The organism is Hydrogenophaga sp., assembly GCF_031426985.1.
Taxonomy (GTDB): Bacteria; Pseudomonadota; Gammaproteobacteria; order Burkholderiales; family Burkholderiaceae_C; genus Hydrogenophaga.
In genome coordinates this window covers 1-20398 of record NZ_JASJOY010000025.1, presented here as the reverse complement: position 1 = coordinate 20398, position 20398 = coordinate 1, and the positions used below count along the sequence as shown (strand labels likewise).

Annotated in this window: 17 protein-coding genes and 2 pseudogenes; 9 read left to right on the top strand and 10 right to left on the bottom strand. The window is 67.0% G+C overall.

The features are described 5' to 3' along the window. Positions 1–518: 518 nt before the first annotated feature. The 9 genes and pseudogenes from lepA (at position 519) to nagZ (ending at position 8907) form a co-directional block, all read left to right on the top strand. Positions 519–2327, top strand: a complete 1809-nt coding sequence (gene lepA / locus RMP09_RS03530) for a translation elongation factor 4 (RefSeq protein WP_310564623.1) — start codon at positions 519–521, stop codon at positions 2325–2327. Continuing rightward, complete coding sequence (gene lepB, locus RMP09_RS03525) at positions 2327–3304, top strand: signal peptidase I (protein ID WP_310564622.1); 978 nt, start codon at positions 2327–2329, stop codon at positions 3302–3304. The genes lepA and lepB overlap by 1 nt, the downstream gene beginning before the upstream one ends. A gap of 27 nt (positions 3305–3331) precedes the next feature. Further along, the gene (locus RMP09_RS03520) at positions 3332–3676 is read left to right on the top strand and encodes a DUF4845 domain-containing protein (RefSeq protein WP_310564621.1); all 345 of its coding nucleotides are present in this window, start codon (positions 3332–3334) and stop codon (positions 3674–3676) included. A 31-nt stretch (positions 3677–3707) separates the two neighbouring features. Next, the gene (gene rnc, locus RMP09_RS03515; protein ID WP_310564620.1) at positions 3708–4406 is read left to right on the top strand and encodes a ribonuclease III; all 699 of its coding nucleotides are present in this window, start codon (positions 3708–3710) and stop codon (positions 4404–4406) included. 35 nt (positions 4407–4441) lie between these two features. Continuing rightward, positions 4442–5470: a GTPase Era gene (era, locus tag RMP09_RS03510; protein ID WP_310564619.1), complete on the top strand. Its 1029-nt coding sequence runs from the start codon at positions 4442–4444 to the stop codon at positions 5468–5470. 96 nt (positions 5471–5566) lie between these two features. Further along, complete coding sequence (gene recO, locus RMP09_RS03505; RefSeq protein WP_310564618.1) at positions 5567–6346, top strand: DNA repair protein RecO; 780 nt, start codon at positions 5567–5569, stop codon at positions 6344–6346. Between the two features lie 7 nt (positions 6347–6353). Then, the gene (locus RMP09_RS03500) at positions 6354–7133 is read left to right on the top strand and encodes a pyridoxine 5'-phosphate synthase (RefSeq protein WP_310564617.1); all 780 of its coding nucleotides are present in this window, start codon (positions 6354–6356) and stop codon (positions 7131–7133) included. Between the two features lie 35 nt (positions 7134–7168). Next, positions 7169–7552, top strand: a pseudogene (acpS, locus tag RMP09_RS03495) (holo-ACP synthase); the annotation flags it as partial. Positions 7553–7821: 269 nt separating this feature from the next. Next, complete coding sequence (nagZ, locus tag RMP09_RS03490) at positions 7822–8907, top strand: beta-N-acetylhexosaminidase (RefSeq protein ID WP_310564616.1); 1086 nt, start codon at positions 7822–7824, stop codon at positions 8905–8907. A gap of 109 nt (positions 8908–9016) precedes the next feature. Here nagZ and RMP09_RS03485 read toward each other — a convergent pair whose 3' ends face one another. The 10 genes and pseudogenes from RMP09_RS03485 to RMP09_RS03440 all read right to left on the bottom strand — a co-directional run. Then, entirely contained in the window at positions 9017–9682 is a 666-nt protein-coding gene (locus tag RMP09_RS03485; RefSeq protein WP_310564615.1) for an LON peptidase substrate-binding domain-containing protein, read from the bottom strand. A gap of 10 nt (positions 9683–9692) precedes the next feature. After that, positions 9693–10571 (bottom strand): acetyl-CoA carboxylase, carboxyltransferase subunit beta, encoded by an 879-nt coding sequence (gene accD, locus RMP09_RS03480; protein ID WP_310564614.1) that lies wholly within the window; start codon positions 10569–10571, stop codon positions 9693–9695. Positions 10572–10691: 120 nt separating this feature from the next. Further along, entirely contained in the window at positions 10692–11501 is an 810-nt protein-coding gene (trpA, locus tag RMP09_RS03475) for a tryptophan synthase subunit alpha (protein WP_310564613.1), read from the bottom strand. Continuing rightward, positions 11498–12784, bottom strand: a complete 1287-nt coding sequence (trpB, locus tag RMP09_RS03470) for a tryptophan synthase subunit beta (RefSeq protein ID WP_310564612.1) — start codon at positions 12782–12784, stop codon at positions 11498–11500. The genes trpA and trpB overlap by 4 nt, the downstream gene beginning before the upstream one ends. 52 nt (positions 12785–12836) lie before the next feature. Then, entirely contained in the window at positions 12837–13514 is a 678-nt protein-coding gene (locus RMP09_RS03465) for a phosphoribosylanthranilate isomerase (protein ID WP_310564684.1), read from the bottom strand. A 113-nt stretch (positions 13515–13627) separates the two neighbouring features. Then, positions 13628–14407, bottom strand: coding sequence for a tRNA pseudouridine(38-40) synthase TruA (truA, locus tag RMP09_RS03460; protein WP_310564683.1), 780 nt, complete (start codon positions 14405–14407; stop codon positions 13628–13630). Positions 14408–14505: 98 nt separating this feature from the next. Next, positions 14506–17304, bottom strand: a complete 2799-nt coding sequence (locus tag RMP09_RS03455) for a FimV/HubP family polar landmark protein (RefSeq protein WP_310564611.1) — start codon at positions 17302–17304, stop codon at positions 14506–14508. Positions 17305–17476: 172 nt separating this feature from the next. Continuing rightward, the gene (gene asd / locus RMP09_RS03450; RefSeq protein ID WP_310564610.1) at positions 17477–18607 is read right to left on the bottom strand and encodes an aspartate-semialdehyde dehydrogenase; all 1131 of its coding nucleotides are present in this window, start codon (positions 18605–18607) and stop codon (positions 17477–17479) included. Between the two features lie 299 nt (positions 18608–18906). Further along, positions 18907–19977, bottom strand: coding sequence for a 3-isopropylmalate dehydrogenase (leuB, locus tag RMP09_RS03445; RefSeq protein ID WP_310564609.1), 1071 nt, complete (start codon positions 19975–19977; stop codon positions 18907–18909). Positions 19978–20088: 111 nt separating this feature from the next. After that, positions 20089–20398 (bottom strand): annotated as a pseudogene (locus RMP09_RS03440) (3-isopropylmalate dehydratase small subunit); the annotation flags it as partial.

Genomic DNA, 20398 nt, shown 5'->3' with positions numbered 1-20398 from the left:
TCGGCCAGGCCGGGGGGTGTGAAATAACCCCCCGCCCAACCCGGGATTCCTGGGGATGGGGCGGTCGGTGGCCGATTTGCCACACCGGCCGGCGGCGGGTTGGCGGTGTTCAAAGCTCAAAAAGTCAGTGAATGCTCACAATCAAAAATCCCGTCGCGATCGAATTCGATAAAATCGAGGCATATCCGATCGGTTTTGTGCCGTTCATCCGGCGTCGCGGTTCACGATGCGGGAAGTTCACAGCTTGTCCAGATGACATCCACAGCAGACCCACAGGCGCTGTGCACTGACCTGTGGATATGCTGTAGATAATTTTCGTGTTGCTGCGCTGCAACAAGCCTCGGCGGGCGATCCGAGGGTGTGCATTCTGGGCTTTTTGCCTACAATGAAACCCCAACTATCGCAGTTGCCATTGATTGTTGGTTAGGGCGCGTCAACAGCTGACGCGCCCTTTTTTATGGCCTTCGCGCGCAGGCCTGCACCCCGGTGCCAAGCGCCCCATTCAAGCCGGTTTTCTGATGCATCACATCCGCAATTTTTCCATCATCGCCCACATCGACCACGGCAAATCCACGCTGGCCGATCGCATCATTTCCCGCTGCGGCGGCCTGTCCGACCGCGAGATGAGCGAGCAGGTGCTCGACTCGATGGACATCGAGAAGGAGCGGGGCATCACGATCAAGGCGCAGACCGCCGCGCTGCAGTACAAGGCACGTGACGGCAAGGTCTACAACCTCAACCTGATCGACACGCCCGGCCACGTGGACTTCTCTTATGAAGTGAGTCGCTCGCTGTCGGCCTGCGAAGGCGCGCTGCTGGTGGTGGACGCCAGCCAGGGCGTCGAGGCGCAGACCGTGGCCAACTGCTACACCGCGCTCGACCTGGGTGTGGAGGTGGTGCCGGTGCTCAACAAGATGGATCTGCCCAATGCCGATCCGGACAACGCCAAGGCCGAGATCGAAGACGTGATCGGCATCGACGCCACCGACGCCATTCCCTGCTCGGCCAAGACCGGCATGGGCGTGGAGGACATTCTGGAAGCGGTGGTCGCGCGCATCCCGCACCCCAAGGGCAACCCCGACGCACCGTTGCGCGCGATGATCGTGGACAGCTGGTTCGACAGCTACGTGGGCGTGGTGATGCTGGTGCGGGTGGTCGATGGCCGTCTGCGCAAGGGCGAGCGCTTCAAGATGATGGCGACCAACACGGTCTACAACGCCGACAACCTGGGGGTGTTCACGCCAGCCAACGAGCCGCGCGAGTCGCTCGAAGCGGGCGAGGTGGGTTTCATCATCGCCGGCATCAAGGAACTGCAGGCGGCCAAGGTGGGCGACACCATCACGCTGGAAAAGAAGCTGCCCAACAACCTCGGCCCCGCCGAGCAGGCGCTGCCCGGCTTCAAAGAAGTGCAGCCGCAGGTGTTCGCGGGTCTCTACCCGACGGAGGCCAGCGAGTACGACGCGCTGCGCGATGCGCTGGAAAAGCTCAAGCTCAACGACGCCGCGCTGCACTACGAACCCGAGGTGTCACAGGCCCTGGGTTTTGGCTTCCGCTGTGGCTTCCTGGGCCTGCTGCACATGGAGATCGTGCAGGAGCGCCTGGAGCGCGAGTTCGATCAGGACCTGATCACCACCGCGCCCAGCGTGGTCTACCAGGTGGTCAAGCCCGATGGCGAGGTCATCATGGTCGAGAACCCGTCCAAGATGCCCGACCAGGGTCGCATCGAAGAGATCCGCGAACCCATCGTGACGGTGCACCTGTACATGCCGCAGGAATACGTGGGCGCGGTGATGACGCTGGCCAACCAGAAGCGCGGCATGCAGCTGAACATGGCCTACCACGGCAAGCAGGTCATGCTGACCTACGACATGCCGCTGGGCGAAATCGTGCTGGACTTCTTCGACAAGCTCAAGTCGGTCAGCCGCGGCTATGCCTCCATGGACTACGAGTTCAAGGAGTACCGCGCGTCCGATGTGGTGAAGGTCGACATCCTGCTCAACGGCGAGAAGGTCGATGCGCTGTCCATCATCGTGCACCGCAGCCAGTCGCAGTACCGTGGTCGCGCCGTGGCCGCCAAGATGCGCGAGATCATCAGCCGCCAGCAGTTCGACGTGGCGATCCAGGCGGCCATCGGCGGCAACGTGATTGCGCGCGAGACCATCAAGGCCTTGCGCAAAAACGTGCTGGCAAAATGCTACGGCGGCGACATCACCCGCAAGCGCAAGCTCCTCGAAAAACAAAAAGCAGGCAAGAAACGCATGAAACAGATCGGCTCGGTTGAAGTGCCGCAGGAAGCATTCCTGGCCATCCTGCAGGTGGAGGAGTGATGCAGCACACGATGAGCGCGATCACCGCGGTGGTCCTGGCGGCTTTCGTCGGTTATGCGGGGGCCTGGTACACCGGGGTGGTCGAAGGCAATTTCGCCCTGTTGCTGCTGCTGGCGACCGTGGTGACCGGGATTTACTGGGTGGTCGAGAAGCTGGTGTTCCTGCCCCAGCGCCGTGCAGCGGCCCAGCGCATGCTGGACGAGCACAACACGCGCAAGGCGGCGCTGCTCAAGCAGGGCTTCAGCCAGGTCGAAGGCGACGTTGAGCCGGCGCGTCAGAAACTGTTGATGCAGCCCTGGTGGCTGGACTGGACCGCCGGTCTGTTCCCGGTGATCCTGGCGGTGTTCGTGTTGCGCTCGTTCCTGTTCGAGCCGTTCAAGATCCCGTCGGGCTCCATGATCCCGACCTTGCGCGTGGGCGACCTCATCCTGGTCAACAAATTCCACTACGGCGTGCGGCTGCCGGTGATCAACACCAAGATCATCGCCAACCACGAACCCCAGCGCGGCGACGTGATGGTGTTCCGCTACCCGCCGCAGCCCAGCCTGGACTACATCAAGCGCGTGATCGGGGTGCCCGGCGACGAGGTGGCATACCTGAACAAGCGGCTGACGGTGAACGGCAAACCGGTGCCCAAACAGGCGCAGCCCGAGTTCTTCGATGGCGACAGCATGCGTTATGCCAAGGCCTTCCAGGAGCAGCTCGGTGGCCGCACCTACAACACGCTCAACGACGACGAGCGGCCGGCTTTCGTGCCCGGTGTGGCCGATTTCAAGTACCGCGACCATTGCAACTACACCGTCGAAGGCGTGGTGTGCAAAGTGCCACAGGGTCACTATTTCATGATGGGCGACAATCGGGACAACTCGCTCGACTCGCGCTACTGGGGCTTCGTGCCCGAGGCGAACATCGTGGGCCGCGCCTTCTTCGTCTGGATGAATTTCGGCGATCTCGGGCGCATCGGCTCATTCGAGTGACGGCTTGAACCTCTGGAGATTGAACACATGCAACACAAGCAGCAGCGGGGCCTGACTTTCCTGGGTCTGTTGGTCGTGGGGATCGTGCTGGCGTTCGCCGGCGTGGTGGTCGCTCAGGTCGTGCCCACCTACATCGAATTCCTGGCCGTGCAGAAGGCCGCACAGAAGGCCTCCGCGGGCACCACCGTGCCCGAAGTGCGCTCGATCTTCGACAAGGCGTCGCAGATCGATGACATCCGCTCCATTGCCGGAAAGGACCTGGAAGTCGGCAAGGAAGGCGATCGCGTGGTCGTGTCCTTCGCATACACCCGCGAGATCCACCTCTCTGGCCCGGCCTACCTGGTGATGAAATACCAGGGGCGTTCTCAGTGAGCGCCGGCCCGCACAGCGGGTGCCAGGCGTCGTGAGTCCCGAACTGCTGGCGCTGCAAAAACGCCTTTTCCACCCCTTTGCCAATCCCAAGCTGCTCGAACGCGCGCTCACGCACCGCAGTTTCAGCAGCGACCACTACGAACGCCTGGAGTTCCTGGGCGATTCGGTGCTCAACCTGGCCGTCTCGGGCCTGCTGTTCGAGCGCCTGAGCCAGTTGCCCGAGGGCGACCTCTCACGCGTGCGCGCCAACCTCGTCAAGCAGGACACGCTGTTCCAGATCGCCACCGGCCTGGGCCTGTCCAATTGCCTGCGCCTGGGTGATGGCGAGAAACGCTCGGGGGGGCACAAGCGGCCCTCCATCCTGGCTGATGCGGTCGAGGCGCTGATCGGCGCGGTCTATCTGGATGCCGGTTTCGAGTCCGCGAACGCGCTGGTGCGCCGCCTGTACGCCGGTGTCGAGCTGAGCGCCCAGATGAGCGCCATGGGCAAGGACCCCAAGACCGAATTGCAGGAGTGGCTGCAGGCGCGCAAAATGAAATTGCCCGTCTACCGCGTGGTGGCCACTCTGGGCGAGGCGCACAAACAGACCTTCGACGTCGAGTGCACCGTGCAGGAAACCGGTCAGAGTGAGCGTGGCATCGGCGCCTCCCGCCGTGCGGGCGAGCAGGCCGCAGCGGCGGCCATGCTGCAACGCATTCACAGCACCGACACCGGTCGTTCTGCCGCCTGAGCGGCCCCACCATTTTTTTCTTGACTGCAGCCCTCATGGCCCGACCTCCGAAAACCGCAACCCAGGCGACCGACGCCAACGCCGCGCTGGACGCCATGCTGGCCCAGGCGCTGGGCAAGACGCCCGCCGTGGCCGTGTCCGATGACGAGCCGCAGACCGCCGCGCCCGAGCCGGTGGACCCGGCCGAGCAGCACTGCGGTTTTGTCGCCATCGTCGGCAAACCCAACGTGGGCAAGTCCACGCTGCTCAACGCGCTGGTCGGGCAGAAGATCAGCATCACCTCGCGCAAGGCGCAGACCACGCGCCACCGCATCACCGGCTACCGCACCGAGGGTCCCAACCAGTTCGTGTTCGTGGACACGCCGGGCTTCCAGACGCGCCACGGCAACGCGCTCAATCGTTCGCTGAACAAGACCGTGCTGGGCGCGGTGTCCGACGTCGACCTGATCCTGTTCGTGGTCGAGGCTGGGCACTTCAACCTGGCCGATGCCAAGGTGCTGGACCTGCTGCCCGAGAACGTGCCGGTGATCCTGCTGGCCAACAAGTTCGACCTGGTGCACCGCCGCGGCGACCTCGCGCCCTGGCTGCGTTCGATGCAGGAGCGGCGCAACTTCGCCGAGTTCGTGCCCATGTCGGCCAAGGCGAGCAAGGACATCCAGCGCCTGTTTGCCATCTGCGCCAAGTACCTGCCGCAACAGCCCTGGATGCACGATCCCGAGGAGCTGACCGACCGCAGCGAGCGCTTCATGGCCGCCGAGATGGTGCGCGAGAAGCTGTTCCGCCTGACCGGCGACGAGCTGCCCTACACCTCCACCGTGGTGATCGACAAGTTCGAGGAAGAAGGCCAGCTCAAGCGCATCGCCGCCACCATCGTGGTCGAGCGCGAAGGGCACAAGGGCATGGTGATCGGCGAGGGCGGCGAGAAGCTCAAGCGCATCGGCACCGAAGCCCGCCAGGAGCTGGAGAAAATCTGGAACTGCAAGGTGTTCCTGGAGCTGTGGGTGAAGGTCCGCTCCGGCTGGGCCGACGACGATGCGCGCGTCCGCTCTTTCGGCTACGAGTGATGCACCCAGCCCTCACGCTCCGCCGCTGTGCGGGTCGCTGCCCCCCGAGGGCGCTGCCCCGTCTGGGGGCGGCACGGCGGCAGGGCTGATTCCGCGATGAGCAAACGGGCACACGAAGAACCCGCGTTCGTCCTGCACCGCTACGACTGGAGCGAGTCCAGTCTCATCCTCGAAGTCTTCACCCGCCACCACGGCCGCATCGCGCTGGTGGCCAAGGGGGTCAAGAAACCGACCTCGCAGTTCCGCCCGGTGCTGCTGCCGCTGCAGCCGCTGCTGCTGAGCTGGGGGGGCGACGCCGAGGTGCGCACCCTCAAGGCCGCGCAGTGGCAGGGCGGGCATGTCATGCCCACCGGCGAGGCGCTGATCTCCGGCGGCTACCTCAACGAATTGCTCATGCGCCTGCTGGCGCGCGACGACCCGCACGCCGGCCTGTTCGACCACTTCACGCTGGCGGTGCAGCTGCTGGCCGAACGGGGCGATGCGCAACAACTCATCCTGCGCGCGTTCGAGCTGCTGCTGCTGCGCGACACCGGCCTGCTGCCTGACCTGGCGCACGAAAGCAGCACGCTGGCACCGCTGGACGCCGCTCGCTCGTATGTGCTGGTGCCCGAAAGCGGCCTGCGCCCGGCGCAGGCGGACGATGTGCACAGCCTCAGTGGCGAGCAATGGCAGGGCCTGCAGCAGGCGCTGGACAGCCACGACCCGCTGATCGCCACGCTGCGCGCCTGCGCCGGCGCTCAGCAGGCGCTGCAGCCGCAACTGCGCCAGCTGCTGCACTACCATAGCGGCGTGCGGGTGTTCCAGACGCGCCAGCTGATGCTGGACATGCAGGCCATCGCCCGCCCGCGCACCCCCTCCGACCCTCCCCAGTCTTGAGCCGCCCATGACCCTGGTCACCCCCCACCGCACCGCGCTCTCCGTCAACCTCAACAAGGTCGCGCTGGTGCGCAACACGCGCCACCTGGGCATTCCGTCGGTCACGCGCGCGGCCACACTGTGCCTGCAGGCCGGGGCGCGCGGCATCACGGTGCACCCGCGCCCCGATGAGCGCCACATCCGCCACCACGACGTGTTCGACCTGGCCGAGCTGATGCAGGCCTGGCCCGACCGCGAATACAACATCGAAGGCAACCCCTTCCACAACCTGATGGCCATCGCGCGCGCGGTGAAGGCGCGCGGACTGCCGCTGCACCAGCTGACCTTCGTGCCCGACAGCGAAGGCCAGTTCACCAGCGACCACGGCTGGAGCTTTCCGCAGGACGCCGAGCGCCTGCGCCCGTTGATGGCCGAAGCGCGTGCGCTGGGCGTGCGCGTGAGCCTGTTCATGGACGCCGAGCCCGACCAGATGGCGGGCGCCAAGGCCGCGGGGGCCGACCGGGTGGAGCTCTACACCGAACCCTACGCCGCCGCCTGGCACACGCCACAGCGTGACGAACAGCTGGCGCGTTTTCGCGCCGCCGGCCAGGCCGCGCTCGACGCGGGCCTGGGCCTGAACGCCGGACACGACCTGAACCGCGACAACCTGACCGCCTTCCTGCGCACCGTGCCCGGCGTGCAGGAGGTGTCGATCGGCCACGCGCTGATGGCCGATGCGCTGGAGCTGGGTTATGCCGCCACGGTGGCCGACTACAACCGCTGCATCGACGAGGCCTTCGCGGGCTGACCGCGGCGCACGCAGCACGCCAACCAACGACTTCCATGATCTTCGGCATCGGCACCGACATCTGCGACGTGCGCCGCATCCAGGCCACCTTCCAGCGCCAGGGCGAACGCTTCGTGCGCAAGGTGCTGAGCGATGCCGAGGTGCAGGTCTGGCAGCAGCGCACGGCGCGCTCGCCGGAACGGGGCATCCGCTACCTGGCCACGCGCTTTTCCGCCAAGGAAGCCTTCTCCAAAGCTGTGGGCCTGGGCATGCGCCTGCCCATGACCTGGCGCCGTTGCGAGATCGCCAACGCGCCCAGCGGGCAGCCGCTGATCGTGCTGCACGGCGACCTGAAGCAGTGGTTTGAAGCCCAGGGGCTCAAGGCCCATGTGAGCGTGACCGACGAGACCGACTACGCCGCCAGCTACGTGGTGGTCGAGCACGCGGGCGCCACGCCGGCCCACGCGTCCGACATCACGACGAAGGGCGCGGTGCCGACCGCCACCGCGGCTACACCGGCGCCGTTACCGGCCGCGTCGGAGGTGCCCGAGGCACCCGCCGCAGTCCCGGCACAAGCTGTCCCCGCGGCCTCGCCACCAACGGTTGCACCGGCCTCGGCCGTCCCGGCCGACCGCTCCATCCTCGGCCGCTTCGGCGGTCGGCTCTGAACATTCCCATCCGGTGCCCACCGGGCACGAGGAGTCACCCCATGCACGCACCCCTGATCATCGATGTGGCCGGCCTGAGCCTGACCGCCGCCGACCGCACCCGCCTGGCCCACCCGCTGGTCGGGGGCGTCATTCTGTTTGGCCGCAACTGGCAGGACCGGGAGCAGCTCACGCGCCTGTGCCGGCAGATCAAGACGGTGCGGCCCGACCTGCTGATCGCGGTGGACCACGAAGGCGGGCGTGTGCAGCGCTTTCGCACCGGCGGCTTCACCCACCTGCCGCCCATGGCGGCCTTTGGCCAGCTGTGGCTGTCGGCTCCACGCAAGGGTGAAGGCGAGGGCGGACCGGCGCTGCGCGCCAGCAATGCCGCGGTCGCGGCCGGCTACGTGCTGGGCGCCGAGCTGCGCGCCTGCGGGGTGGACCTGAGCTTCACGCCGGTGCTCGATCTGGACTTTGGTGAAAGTTCGGTGATCGGCGACCGTTCCTTCGGCCGCGACCCCCGCGTGGTGAGCCTGCTGGCGCAGTCGCTGATGCAGGGGCTGCGCAGCAGCGGCATGGGCAACTGCGGCAAACACTTCCCGGGCCACGGTTTCGTCAAGGCGGACTCGCACCTGGCCATTCCGGTGGACCCGCGCAGCCTCAAGGCCATCCTGGCCGAAGACGCCGCCCCCTACGGCTGGCTCTCGGCCAGCCTGGACGCGGTGATGCCCGCGCACGTGATCTATCCCAAGGTGGACCGCAAGCCGGCCGGCTTCTCGGCGCGCTGGCTGCAGGACGTGTTGCGCCACCGCCTGGGCTTCACCGGTGCGATCTTCAGCGACGACCTGAGCATGGAAGCGGCGCGCCACATCGAGGGGCGCAACGTGAGCTTCACCGAAGCCGCGCTGGCCGCGCTGACCGCTGGTGGCGACATGGTGCTGCTGTGCAACCAGAGCGTGGTGGACGGCGGTGCGCCAATCGATGAAGCGATCGAAGCGCTGTCCAAGGCCATGGTGCAGGGCGACTGGACGCCCAACCCGGCCAGCGAAGAGCGCCGCCTAGCGCTGCTGCCCCAGGGCAAGGCCATGGACTGGGACCAGCTCATGGTCAGCGCGCGCTACATGCACGCGCTTTCGCTGCTTCCCTGACCCGCGCAGCGGCGGAGAGTGGGGGCTGGGCCAGCCGCCGGGCCGCCCCAAGGCTGGCCCAGCCCCTTAGGGGGGCAGCGACCCGCGCAGCGGCGGAGCTTGGGGGCATTTATCTCTCCACGCCCATGCGGTCGAGCAGGTCGGACACCAGTTCCAGCCGCAGCAGCGGGCTGTCCAGCGTCATCAGACGGTGCTTGAGTTCGGGCGGCAGCGGCAGCAGCTCGGCCCAGCGGTTGGCGACCCAGCCGCTGTCGTCCCATTGGTAGGGCGGCTGCAGCGGCAGCTCGTTCATGCCCTCGGGCTCACGTTCCTGCAGGTTGGTCAGCACGCGCTGCAGCGCATCGCGGGTGGAGGCCAGGTGTTCGGGCACCGGCACCTGCGGTTCGGCCGGGTCCAGGCTCACGTCGGCCACCCACAGCCCGTGGGGCAGTCGGTGGCGGGCGTTGATGTGGAAACGCTGCTGGCCCCGGCAATGGATGAGCATCAGGCCGGGCTGCGGCGTGTCGACCTGTTCGATGCGCGCCACCGTGCCCACGTCAAAGAACGCCTCGTGGGCGAAGCCGTCCGGCGTGGCCGGGTCCACCCGACGCACCTCGCTGCCCTCGCTCAGGCAGACCACGCCAAACGGCGCGCCCGCCGCATGGCAGCGCTTGATCATGTCCAGGTAGCGCACCTCGAAGATGCGCAACGGCATCCAGCCCCCCGGGAAGAGGGCGGTCTGCAGCGGGAACAGGGGCAGTTGCTGCAGGGTCAGCGGCGTGGCCGCTTCACTCAAGCGGGCACCTTCAGTCGGCCACCACGGCGTCTGCGCTCTGGCGCTGCAGCATGGCCAGGGTGTTGGCCACGGTGCTGCGCAGTTCGCGGCGGTCGCAGATGAAGTCCACCGCGCCCTTGGTCTGCAGGAACTCGGCGCGCTGGAAGCCTTCGGGCAGCTTCACCCGCACCGTGTTCTCGATCACGCGCGGGCCGGCAAAACCGATCAGCGCCTTGGGCTCGGCGATCACCACATCGCCGACGAAGGCGAAGCCGGCGCTCACGCCGCCCATGGTCGGGTCGGTCAGCACGCTGATGTAGGGCAGGTTCTTCTTGGCCAGGCGGGTCAATGCGGCGTTGGTCTTGGCCATCTGCATCAGCGAGAGCAGGCCTTCCTGCATGCGCGCGCCGCCGGTGGCGGTGAAGCAGAGGAAGGGCACCTTCTGGGCGATGGCTTCTTCGACGCCGCGCACAAAACGCTCGCCGACCACCGAGCCCATGGAGCCGCCCATGAAGTCGAATTCAAAACACGCGACCACCAGGCTGACCCCCTGCACCGCGCCGCCCATGACGACCAGCGCGTCGGTCTCGCCCGTGGTTTCCAGGGCTTCTTTCAGGCGCTCGGGGTACTTGCGGCTGTCCTTGAACTTCAGTGCATCCACCGGCAGCACTTCCTGCGCCAGTTCATAGCGGCCCTCGGCGTCGAGGAAGGCGTTCAGGCGCGCCCGGGCGCCGATGCGGTGGTGGTGGCTGCAGTGCGGGCAGACGTTCTGGTTCTTCTCCAGATCGTTCTTGTAGAGCACGGCCTCGCAACTGGGGCACTTGATCCACAGGCCTTCGGGCACGCTGCGGCGCTCGGCCGGGTCGGTGTGCGTGATCTTGGGCGGCAGCAGTTTTTCAAGCCAGGACATGGTTCTCTCCTTAACGACGGCGGAATTAAACCACGGCGATCCGGCGCCGGGCCGCCCCAAGCCGGATCAGCCCCCACGGGGGGCAGCGACCCGCGCAGCGGCGGAGCGTGGGGGCCACGTTCATGCGTCCAGCGCTTTTCGGATGGTGCGCAGGAAATGGGCCGCCACCGGCACCACCTTCTCGAACGGTTCGTTCTCGATCAGCTGGATGATCTTGCTGCCGATCACCACCGCGTCGGCGGTCTTGCCGATGGCCTTGGCGGTCTCGGCGTCGCGGATGCCGAAGCCCACGCCGACGGGGATGCTCACGTGCGCGCGGATGCGCGGCAGCATGGCCTCGACCTGGCCCACGTCCAGGGTGCCGGCGCCGGTCACGCCCTTGAGCGAGACGTAATAGACGTAGCCACTGGCCACGCGAGCCACCTGCGCCATGCGCTCGTCGGTGGAGGTGGGCGCCAGCAGGAAGATCAGGTCCATGTTCGCGGCGCGCAGCGCGGCGGCGAAGTCCTCGCACTCCTCGGGCGGGTAGTCCACCACCAGCACCCCGTCCACACCGGCGGCCGAGGCGTCGCGCACGAAGGCGCCAGCGCCGTGATTCTGGTCGTAACGCTCGATCGGGTTGGCGTAGCCCATCAGCACCACCGGCGTGGTGTCGTTGTCCTTGCGGAACTCGCGCACCATGGCGATCACCTGCGCCAGGCCGATGCCCAGCGCCAGCGCGCGGTCGCCGGCTTTCTGGATCACCGGGCCGTCGGCCGAGGGGTCGGAGAACGGAACACCCAGTTCGATGATGTCGGCGCCGCCCTCGACCATGCCGTGCATCAGCTTGGGGGTGATGTCGGCGTAGGGGAAGCCGGCGGTGACGAAGGGGATCAGCGCCTTGCGGTTCTGCGCCTTCAAAGCGCTCAGGGTCTTTTCGATGCGGCTCATTTGGCAACCTTCACAACGGATTCGGTGCCGCCCTTGACGGACTGGCCGCGGCAGCTGGGGCGGCAGTAGAAGTCGGCGTTGGACAGGTCGGCCACGGTGCCGATGTCCTTGTCGCCACGGCCCGAGAGGTTGACCAGCACCGACTGCGTGGGTTTCATGGTCTTGGCCAGCTTCATGCCATAGGCCACGGCGTGGCTGGATTCGAGGGCGGGGATGATGCCCTCGGTGCGGCAGAGGTAGTGGAAGGCTTCCAGCGCTTCCTTGTCGGTGATGCCGACGTACTCGGCGCGGCCGATGTCCTTGAGGAAGGCGTGCTCGGGGCCGACGCCCGGGTAGTCCAGGCCGGCGCTGACGCTGTGCGTCTCGGTGACCTGGCCGTTGTCGTCCTGCAGCACATAGGTGCGGTTGCCGTGCAGCACGCCGGGGCTGCCCTTCTGCAGCGAGGCCGAGTGCTTGCCGCTGTCCAGGCCTTCGCCGGCGGCTTCGACGCCGATCAGTCGCGTGCCGGCGTGGTTGATGTAGGGGTGGAAGATGCCCATGGCGTTGCTGCCACCGCCCACGCAGGCGACCACCGCGTCGGGTTGCTCGCCCTCGCAGCCGGCTTCTTTGAGCATCTGCGGCATCTGCACCAGGCACTCGTTGCCGATCACGCTCTGGAAGTCGCGCACCATCATCGGGTAGGGGTGCGGACCGGCCACGGTGCCGATGATGTAGAAGGTGTTGTCCACGTTGGCGACCCAGTCGCGCATGGCTTCGTTGAGCGCGTCCTTGAGCGTCTTGCTGCCCGACTCCACGGGCACGACGGTCGCGCCCAGCAGCTTCATGCGGTAGACGTTGGGGCTCTGGCGTTTCACGTCCTCGCTGCCCATGTAAACCACACATTCCAGACCGTAGCGGGCGCAGATGGTGGCGGTGGCCACGCCGTGTTGGCCGGCGCCGGTTTCGGCGATCACGCGCGGCTTGCCCATGCGCTTGGCGAGCATGGCCTGGCCGATCACGTTGTTGATCTTGTGGGCGCCGGTGTGGTTGAGGTCTTCGCGCTTGAGGAAGATTTGCGCGCCGCCGACCTCGCGGCTCATACGATCGGCGTGGTAGACCGGGCTGGGGCGGCCGACGAAGTGGGCCAGTTCCTTGCGGAATTCGGCCAGGAAGTCGGGGTCGTTCTGGTACTTCGCGTAGGCGGCTTTCAGCTCGTTGATGGCGTGGGTGAGCGTCTCGCTCACGAAGCTGCCACCGTAGATGCCGAAATGGCCGCGGGCGTCGGGTTGCTGGTAGGTGTCCATGGGGTTCTTGGTTCGAACTGGGTTCTGGGGGCCGAGCGACCCTGCAGCGGGTTCAGCTCGGACGGGATGGCGGGGTATCGGCCGCGCGCACGGCGGCGACGAAGGCGAGCATCTTGTCGGCGTCCTTGATGCCCTTGGACACCTCGACGCCGGAGCTCACGTCAACGGCCCAGGGCCGTACGAGGCGAATGCCATCGGTCACGTTTGCAGGCGTGAGTCCACCAGACAAAACGAGGCGAGAGCTGGCGTTTAGTAGCGGATGTGACCAAGGGAAAGCGTTCCAGTCGAAGGATTGACCGCCGCCGCCATAACCCTCGACATGGGCGTCGAGCAGGATGGCCTGGGCCGCAGCGAAATCAGACGCGTATTTTAGGAGATCGAAGCCCGCGCCGGCCGGGCCAGGGGGAATGCGGGCGGCGCGGACGAACGGCCGGCCGGCGGCTGCGCAGTCGGCGGGCGTTTCGTCGCCATGGAATTGCAGCAGCGCGTTGGGCACCGCGGCCACGCCCTGGGCGATGAACTCGGGGCTGGCGTTGACGAACAGCAGCACCGGCGTCACGAAGGGCGGCAGCCGGCGGGCGAGTTCGCCGGCCCGCTCGGGGTTCACGAAACGCGGGCTTTGGGGGTAGAGCACGAAGCCGATCGCGTCGGCACCGGCCTGCACGGCGGCGTCCACATCGGCCTCGCGGGTCAGGCCACAGATCTTGATTCGGGTTCGAAGAGGTTGCATCGGCGAAAGTGGCTGGGTCAAGGACTCCGCGTAAACGCCCTTCGTCAAGTGCAGGACGGCCCGCCCGTGTCACCCCAGGGGGGTGACGCTGCAGGCGGCGCGGGGGGGGGGCATCACGGCAACCAGTCGAATGCGGGCGTGCGTTCCGGGAGGTTCCAGGACGGATCGTAGACCGGACCCAGGAAATACAGGCCGTCAGGGGCAAAGGTGGGTGCGGCGGCGTCACGGCTCTTTGCCGCCAGCACCTCGGCCATCCACTGCGGCGGCCGGTTGCCCGTGCCGACGGCGATCAGGCAGCCCATGATGTTGCGGATCATGTGGTGCAGGAAGGCCGAGGCCTCGAACTCGAAGCGCCAGTAGGCCCCGCGTCGGGCGATGCTGATGCGCCGCATGTCCTTGACCGGGCTGTGGGCCTGGCACGACGAGGCGCGGAACGAGGTGAAGTCGTGCTCGCCCAGCAGCGTGTTGGCTGCGCTCTGCATGGCGGACTGGTCCAGCGGGCGGAACACCCAGCCCACCTGTCCGTTGTCCACGCTCGGTCGCACCGGCGATTCGAGCAGCACGTAGGCGTAGCGACGCGCTGTGGCACTGGCGCGGGCATGAAAGCCCGGCGGCACCTCACGTGCCCACTGCACGGCGATGTCGGGTGGCAGAAACCGGTTGGTCCCGCGCACCCAGGCGGTGTCCGGGCGCTGCAGCGCGCAGTCGAAATGCACCACCTGCATCAGCCCGTGCACACCGGCGTCGGTGCGACCGGCGCACAGCGTGTGCACCGATTCCAATGTGGTGAACTTGGCCAGCGCCCGTTCGAGCCGGTCCTGCACGGTGTTGCCGCTGGGCTGGCTTTGCCAGCCATCGTAGGCACTGCCACGGTAGCTCACACCGAGCGCGATGCGCCGCGGGGTCGGTGCGGGCGCGCCGGTGGTGGTCGGGTCGGTGGCGCTGTCGCCGGGGGGCGTCTCGGGAGACAAGAGCGCGTTCGTCCGGACGATCAGGCCAGATCGTTCAGGAACGCACTGGCCTTGGACTTGAGTGAGCCCGAGGCTTCGGCCAGCACTTCTTCGGCCAGCGAACGGGCGCCTTCCAGATCGCCGATGGCGCGGAACTCTTCGGCCAGCGAGAGCTTGGTTTCGAGCGGATTCTCGGCCGTCAGGCCTCCCAGGCCAGACGGCTCGGCTTCCAGCGCGGGCTGTGCGGGCGCTTTTTCATCGAGGTCCAGGTTGATGTCGCTCAGGTCGAAGGCGAGCATGTCGGAAGGCGGTGGGGCCACAGGCTCGTTCGCGGGCGCGGCGAAGCTCAGCGTGTCATCGCTCACCGGTGTCAGCGCCGGCGGTGCGTCCAGCGCAAAGTCGGGCAGCACCTCGTTGTCGTCGAAGGTCGGCGTGTCGGATCCTGCGGACGCGGGCGCGCCCATGGCCGGCGGGGCCGCAGGCGCCAGCCCGATGGGCTCGGAAGGAAAATCCAGATCGAAGTCCATCGACATCGATGGTGGGCCCGACGGCTCCTCGGTGGCGGCCGGTGCCGCAGCGCGGGTCAGGGTTTCGGTGCTGTTCAGGTCGTCCATGTCCGACATGGCCGCGTCTGCGGAGGCAGGCCCTGCCGAGGCCGTCAGTTCGGCGTGTCCGGAGGGTTCGTCCAGGTCCAGGTCCAGCGCCAGGTTCAGGTCGGCGATCTCGTTCGGCGACGGCACGGCGCCGGGGCGGGTGTGCTGGGCCAGCGTGCTGCTGCCGAACGGCACCGTGACCGCACCCGCCGGGGCGCCAGGCTTGGGGGCCGGACTGCCGCCGGGTTGGTACAGCGGGTTGTTCGGGTCCAGTTCCTTGCCCAACTCGCAGGCGTGTTCCCACTCGGTGCCCGCGCCTTGGGTGAGGCCGTAGGCCTCGGTGGCCACCACCTCGAACGCCTTGGCGTCGCGGCGCTTGGCGTAAATCTCCAGCAGCTTGTTGTGAATCGCCACACGCGTCGGCGTGCTGCGCATGGCTTCCTTGAGGATTTCTTCGGCCTGGAGGTCACGGCCGTAGGCCAGGTAGACATCGGCCTCGGCCACCGGGTCCACATCGCCGGCCGCATCAAGCTGGCTGGGCGAATAGACCATGGAGGAGCCAGATGCGGCGGCCTCGGCGGTGTCGATGCGCTGGCCACCGCTGGAGCCGAAGAACGAGTCGGGCTGCAGACGGCTTTCGAGGAAGGAGCTGTCCACGCCCGGGCCCTTCTTGCGCTGGCGCAGGCGGTAAATGCCCAGGCCGGCCAACAGGGCCAGCAGACCGCCAGCGGCCGGCAGCACCAGGGGGTTTTCCATCAGCTGGGCCATGAAACCCGGTTCTTCGGCTTCCGGCGCCGGTTCCGGCAGGGCCGCGGGGGCCGGAGCGGCTGCGGTTGGCGTCTGCGCGGCGGGGGCGGCGGGGGCGGCGGTCGTTTCGGTCGGCGCTGCGGCCACGGTCGCGGTCGGCGTGGCCACCGCCACCGTGGGGCTGCTCATCGCCGCCGTGGTGGTGGCGACTGCCCCTGGCACGCTCAGGCTCGGTGCGGTGGGGGTGCCAGCCGCGGCAACCGCCGGCGTGGTGGCCGCGGCCGTGCTGGTGCCCAGCTTGGCGAGTTCTTCGATGTTGCGTGAGAGTTCGGCCGCACGGCTGGCGGCTTCCTTGCTCTGCCGCTCCTGGGCGATCTTGTCTTCCTTGGCGGTCTGGGTCGGTGTGGCACCTTTGGACAGCGTCAGCTTGTCCTGCGTGGGCGGCGCGGGTTTTTTGTCTTCCACCTCGGCTTGCACGCGACCCGTGGTCTGGCGGTCGGCCGTTGCGACGGCCGCGGTGGGCACCTTGTTCGCGAGGCGGCGTCGGAAATCGTTGAAATCGCGGCTCTGGGCCGCGATGACCTGGCGGGCCTCCGCGGCCGGAATAGCGTCGGCCTGCGACTGGCCCGGCATGTCGAGCACAGAGCCGGCCTTGATGCGGTTGATGTTGCCGCCGATGAACGCATTGGGGTTGCTGCGCAGCATGGCCACCAGCATCTGGTCCAGCGACACGTTGGCCGGCAGGTTGCGCGTGGCGATGAGACTGGCTGTGTCACCCGCGCGCACGCGCTGCTGCTGGCCGCCCTCCGCTGCCACTGGTGCCGGTGCGGTTGTGCGCTCGGGTGCTGGCCTGGGCGCCTGCACCGGGCGGGGGGCCGGGGCGGCAGCCCTGGGCGCGGATGGCGATGCAGTGGCGGGTGCTGGCGGCGGCGCAGACCGGGTCGGTGCCTGTACCGCAGTGGGGGCCGATGGGGCGGCCGGTGCGCTCACGCCTGGTGCGAGCGGTGTTGCAGCGGCCTGGCGCAGGTTCGGTGGGTCAAACAGCAGGGTGTAGTCGCGCACGATGCGACCCGACGCCCAGCTGGCCTCCAGAATCATGTCCATGAAGGGTTCGCTGACCGGGCGCGGGCTGGTCAAGCGCAGGAACTGGCGACCGTCGGGCCGGCGTTGCAGGCTCACCTGCAGTTCGCCCAGGGCGGGGTTGATGTCCATGCCCGCGGCGCGGAACGCATCCACAGGCGCCACGCCCACGCGCAGGCTGGCGGCTTCTTCTGCCGTGATTTCCGGTACGTCGATCTCCGCCCTCAGCGGCTCACCCAGGGCCGACTGGACCACGATGCGCCCCAAGGCCAGGGCCTGCGCCTCGCCCGTGACACTCAGACTGGTGCACAGTAGCACCGCAGCGGCCACCGCGTGTAACCGTGCAAGGCCACGCGAGCCGGATGTGCTGGGGCTGGCGCAGACCTGCGAAAACGGGGCGTGGCGGATGTTGTTGGGCACGTGAACCTCGACGTAAAAAACCGAGAATTGACCATAACATCAACGCATTACGGTGACAAGCTGAGAATCCGCTTGAGTTTCTGAGCCTGCCGTTGGTCGGATCGCGTTGTGGTGGTACAACGACAAAGCCGGCCCTTGGGCCGGCTTGGTGTGTCGCGCTAAGGGGTGGCGATCAGGCGTCCAGCAGGATGCGCAGCATGCGGCGCAGCGGTTCGGCTGCGCCCCACAGCAACTGGTCACCGATCGTGAAGGCGCCGACGTATTCCGGGCCCATCGCCAGCTTGCGGATCCGGCCGACCGGGATGGTCATGGTGCCGGTCACGGCCACGGGCGTCAGGTCCTGGATGGTGGCTTCGCGCGTGTTCGGCACCACCTTGGCCCAGGGGTTGTCGGCGGCGATCATGGCCTCGATGTCGGCCACGGGCACGTCCTTCTTGAGCTTGAAGGTCAGGGCCTGGCTGTGGCAGCGCATGGCGCCCACGCGCACGCAGAAACCGTCCACCGGGATGGCGGCCGAGCCGAAGCCTTCGCCCAGGCCCAGGATCTTGTTGGTCTCGGCCATGCCCTTCCACTCTTCCTTGGACATGCCGTTGCCCAGGTCCTTGTCGATCCAGGGGATCAGGCTGCCGCCCAGCGGCACGCCGAAGTTGGCGGTCTCGGCGCCGGTCAGGGCACGCTGCTTGGCGATCACCTTGCGGTCGATCTCCAGGATGGCGCTCTTGGGGTCGTCCAGCAGGGCCTTCACTTCGGCGTTCAGCGTGCCGTACTGCGTCAGCAGTTCGCGCATGTGCTGGGCACCGCCGCCCGAAGCGGCCTGGTAGGTCTGGGTGCTCATCCACTCGACCAGGCCGGCCTTGTACAGCGCACCCACGCCCATCAGCATGCAGCTGACGGTGCAGTTGCCGCCGATCCAGTCCTTACCGCCCTGGGACAGGGCGTTCTTGATCACCGGCATGTTGACGGGGTCGAGCACGATGACGGCGTTCTGCTCCATGCGCAGGGACGAGGCGGCGTCGATCCAGTGGCCGTTCCAGCCGGCGGCGCGCAGCTTGGGGTAGACCTCGTTGGTGTAGTCGCCACCCTGGGCGGTCAGGATGATGTCGCAGCGCTTGAGCGCGTCGATGTTGTGCGCGTCCTGCAGCGTGGTTTCGTTCTTCGCCATCGCAGGGGCTTTGCCGCCGGCGTTGGAGGTGGAGAAGAACAGCGGCTCGATGAGGTCGAAGTCTTTTTCCTCGACCATGCGATCCATCAACACCGAGCCGACCATGCCACGCCAGCCGACCAGACCAACCAACTTGCTCATTTCAAACGCCCTTTCATGTAAAGAAACAGTGCCAGACCAGACTGTTCTAACCCGGCTCGTCTGGCCGGGGAGGGCGCACGACGAACCAGGCTGGATCAGCCCTTAATGGTCGTGGTTTTGATGGTGATTGCGCACGCAGCCACACCAGCCATGGCGGCGGGTGCGATGTTCAGGGCGAACGGGCTGTTGGCAAACATAGCCCGCGATTGTAGCGGAGCATGGCTTGACGCCAGCTGACAGCGCCAGCCAGACGACAAAAGGGCAGCCGAGGCTGCCCTTTTGTGGGGGAGGGGGCTGGATCAGCCCAGCGCTTTGACCACCGCGTCGCCCATCTGCGCGGTGCCGACCTTGGTCGTGCCTTCGCTGTAGATGTCGGGCGTGCGCAAACCCTGCGCCAGCACCTGCTGCACGGCGGCTTCGATGCGCTGGGCCGCGGCTTCCTGGTTCAGGCTGAAGCGCAGCATCATGGCCGCCGACAGGATGGTGGCCAGCGGGTTGGCGATGCCTTTGCCCGCGATGTCGGGCGCGCTGCCGTGGCTGGGTTCGTACAGGCCCTGGTTCTTCGCGTTCAGCGAGGCCGAAGGCAGCATGCCGATGGAGCCGGTCAGCATGGATGCTTCATCGGACAGGATGTCGCCGAACATGTTGCCGGTCACGACCACGTCGAACGCCTTGGGCGCCTTCACCAGCTGCATCGCCGCGTTGTCCACGTACATGTGCTGCAACTCCACGTCGGGGTACTGGGCGTGCACCTCGGTGACCACGTCTTTCCAGAACTGGAAGGTTTCCAGCACGTTGGCTTTGTCGACGCTGGTGACCTTCTTGTTGCGCTTGCGCGCGGCCTGGAAGGCGACGTGGGCGATGCGCTCGATCTCCGGCTTGGAGTAGCGCATGGTGTCGAAGGCTTCTTCGGCGCCGGGGAAGTGGCCATCGGTGGCGATGCGGCGGCCGCGCGGCTGGCCGAAGTAGATGTCGCCCGTCAGCTCGCGGATGATGAGGATATCCAGGCCGGCGATCAGCTCGGGCTTGAGGCTGGAGGCGCCGACCAGCTGCTCGTAGCAGATGGCCGGACGGAAGTTGGCGAACAGGCCCAGGTTCTTGCGCAGGCCCAGGATGGCCTGCTCGGGGCGCAGCGGGCGGTCCAGCTTGTCGTACTTCCAGTCGCCCACGGCGCCGAACAGGATTGCGTCCGCTTCCTTGGCAAGTTTGAGCGTGGACTCGGGCAGCGGGTGGCCATGGGCTTCGTAGGCGGCGCCGCCGACCAGGGCGGATTCCATCTCGAACTTCAGGTCCAGCGCGTGGAGGACCTTGACCGCTTCGGCGACGATTTCGGTGCCGATGCCGTCACCGGGGAGAACTGCGATTTTCATGAGAGAGCTTCAGTGGGAGTTGGTTTCATCGAGGTTGCCGTGGAACCGGCTTAGCCGGGCCACTGGCAACCGCCCCCTTGAGGGGGTGACGCCGCAGGCGGCGCGGGGGTACTACATGGTTCTCGCGAGCCAGGGCTTGGTCGCCAGTCGCTCTTTTTCAAACGCGGCGATCTTGTCCTTGTGGCGCAGCGTCAGGCCGATGTCGTCCAGCCCGTTGATCAGGCAGTACTTGCGGAAGGCATTGACTTCGAAGGGGATCTCTTCGCCTTGCGGCTTGACGATCAGCTGGCGTTCCAGGTCGATGGTCAGCTGGTAGCCCGGGAAGGCGTTCACCTCGTTGAACAGCTGGTCGACCTGGGCTTCGCTCAGCACGATGGGCAGCAGGCCGTTCTTGAAGCAGTTGTTGAAGAAGATGTCGGCG

Coding starts and splice junctions, on each gene's coding strand:
- leuB (WP_310564609.1), bottom strand. CDS start 19,977: ATGAAAATCGCAGTTCTCCCCGGTGACGGCATCGGCACCGAAATCGTC.
- lepA (WP_310564623.1), top strand. CDS start 519: ATGCATCACATCCGCAATTTTTCCATCATCGCCCACATCGACCACGGC.
- accD (WP_310564614.1), bottom strand. CDS start 10,571: ATGTCCTGGCTTGAAAAACTGCTGCCGCCCAAGATCACGCACACCGAC.
- trpA (WP_310564613.1), bottom strand. CDS start 11,501: ATGAGCCGCATCGAAAAGACCCTGAGCGCTTTGAAGGCGCAGAACCGC.
- RMP09_RS03500 (WP_310564617.1), top strand. CDS start 6,354: ATGACCCTGGTCACCCCCCACCGCACCGCGCTCTCCGTCAACCTCAAC.
- recO (WP_310564618.1), top strand. CDS start 5,567: ATGAGCAAACGGGCACACGAAGAACCCGCGTTCGTCCTGCACCGCTAC.
- nagZ (WP_310564616.1), top strand. CDS start 7,822: ATGCACGCACCCCTGATCATCGATGTGGCCGGCCTGAGCCTGACCGCC.
- RMP09_RS03520 (WP_310564621.1), top strand. CDS start 3,332: ATGCAACACAAGCAGCAGCGGGGCCTGACTTTCCTGGGTCTGTTGGTC.
- era (WP_310564619.1), top strand. CDS start 4,442: ATGGCCCGACCTCCGAAAACCGCAACCCAGGCGACCGACGCCAACGCC.
- asd (WP_310564610.1), bottom strand. CDS start 18,607: ATGAGCAAGTTGGTTGGTCTGGTCGGCTGGCGTGGCATGGTCGGCTCG.
- lepB (WP_310564622.1), top strand. CDS start 2,327: ATGCAGCACACGATGAGCGCGATCACCGCGGTGGTCCTGGCGGCTTTC.
- RMP09_RS03465 (WP_310564684.1), bottom strand. CDS start 13,514: ATGCAACCTCTTCGAACCCGAATCAAGATCTGTGGCCTGACCCGCGAG.
- trpB (WP_310564612.1), bottom strand. CDS start 12,784: ATGGACACCTACCAGCAACCCGACGCCCGCGGCCATTTCGGCATCTAC.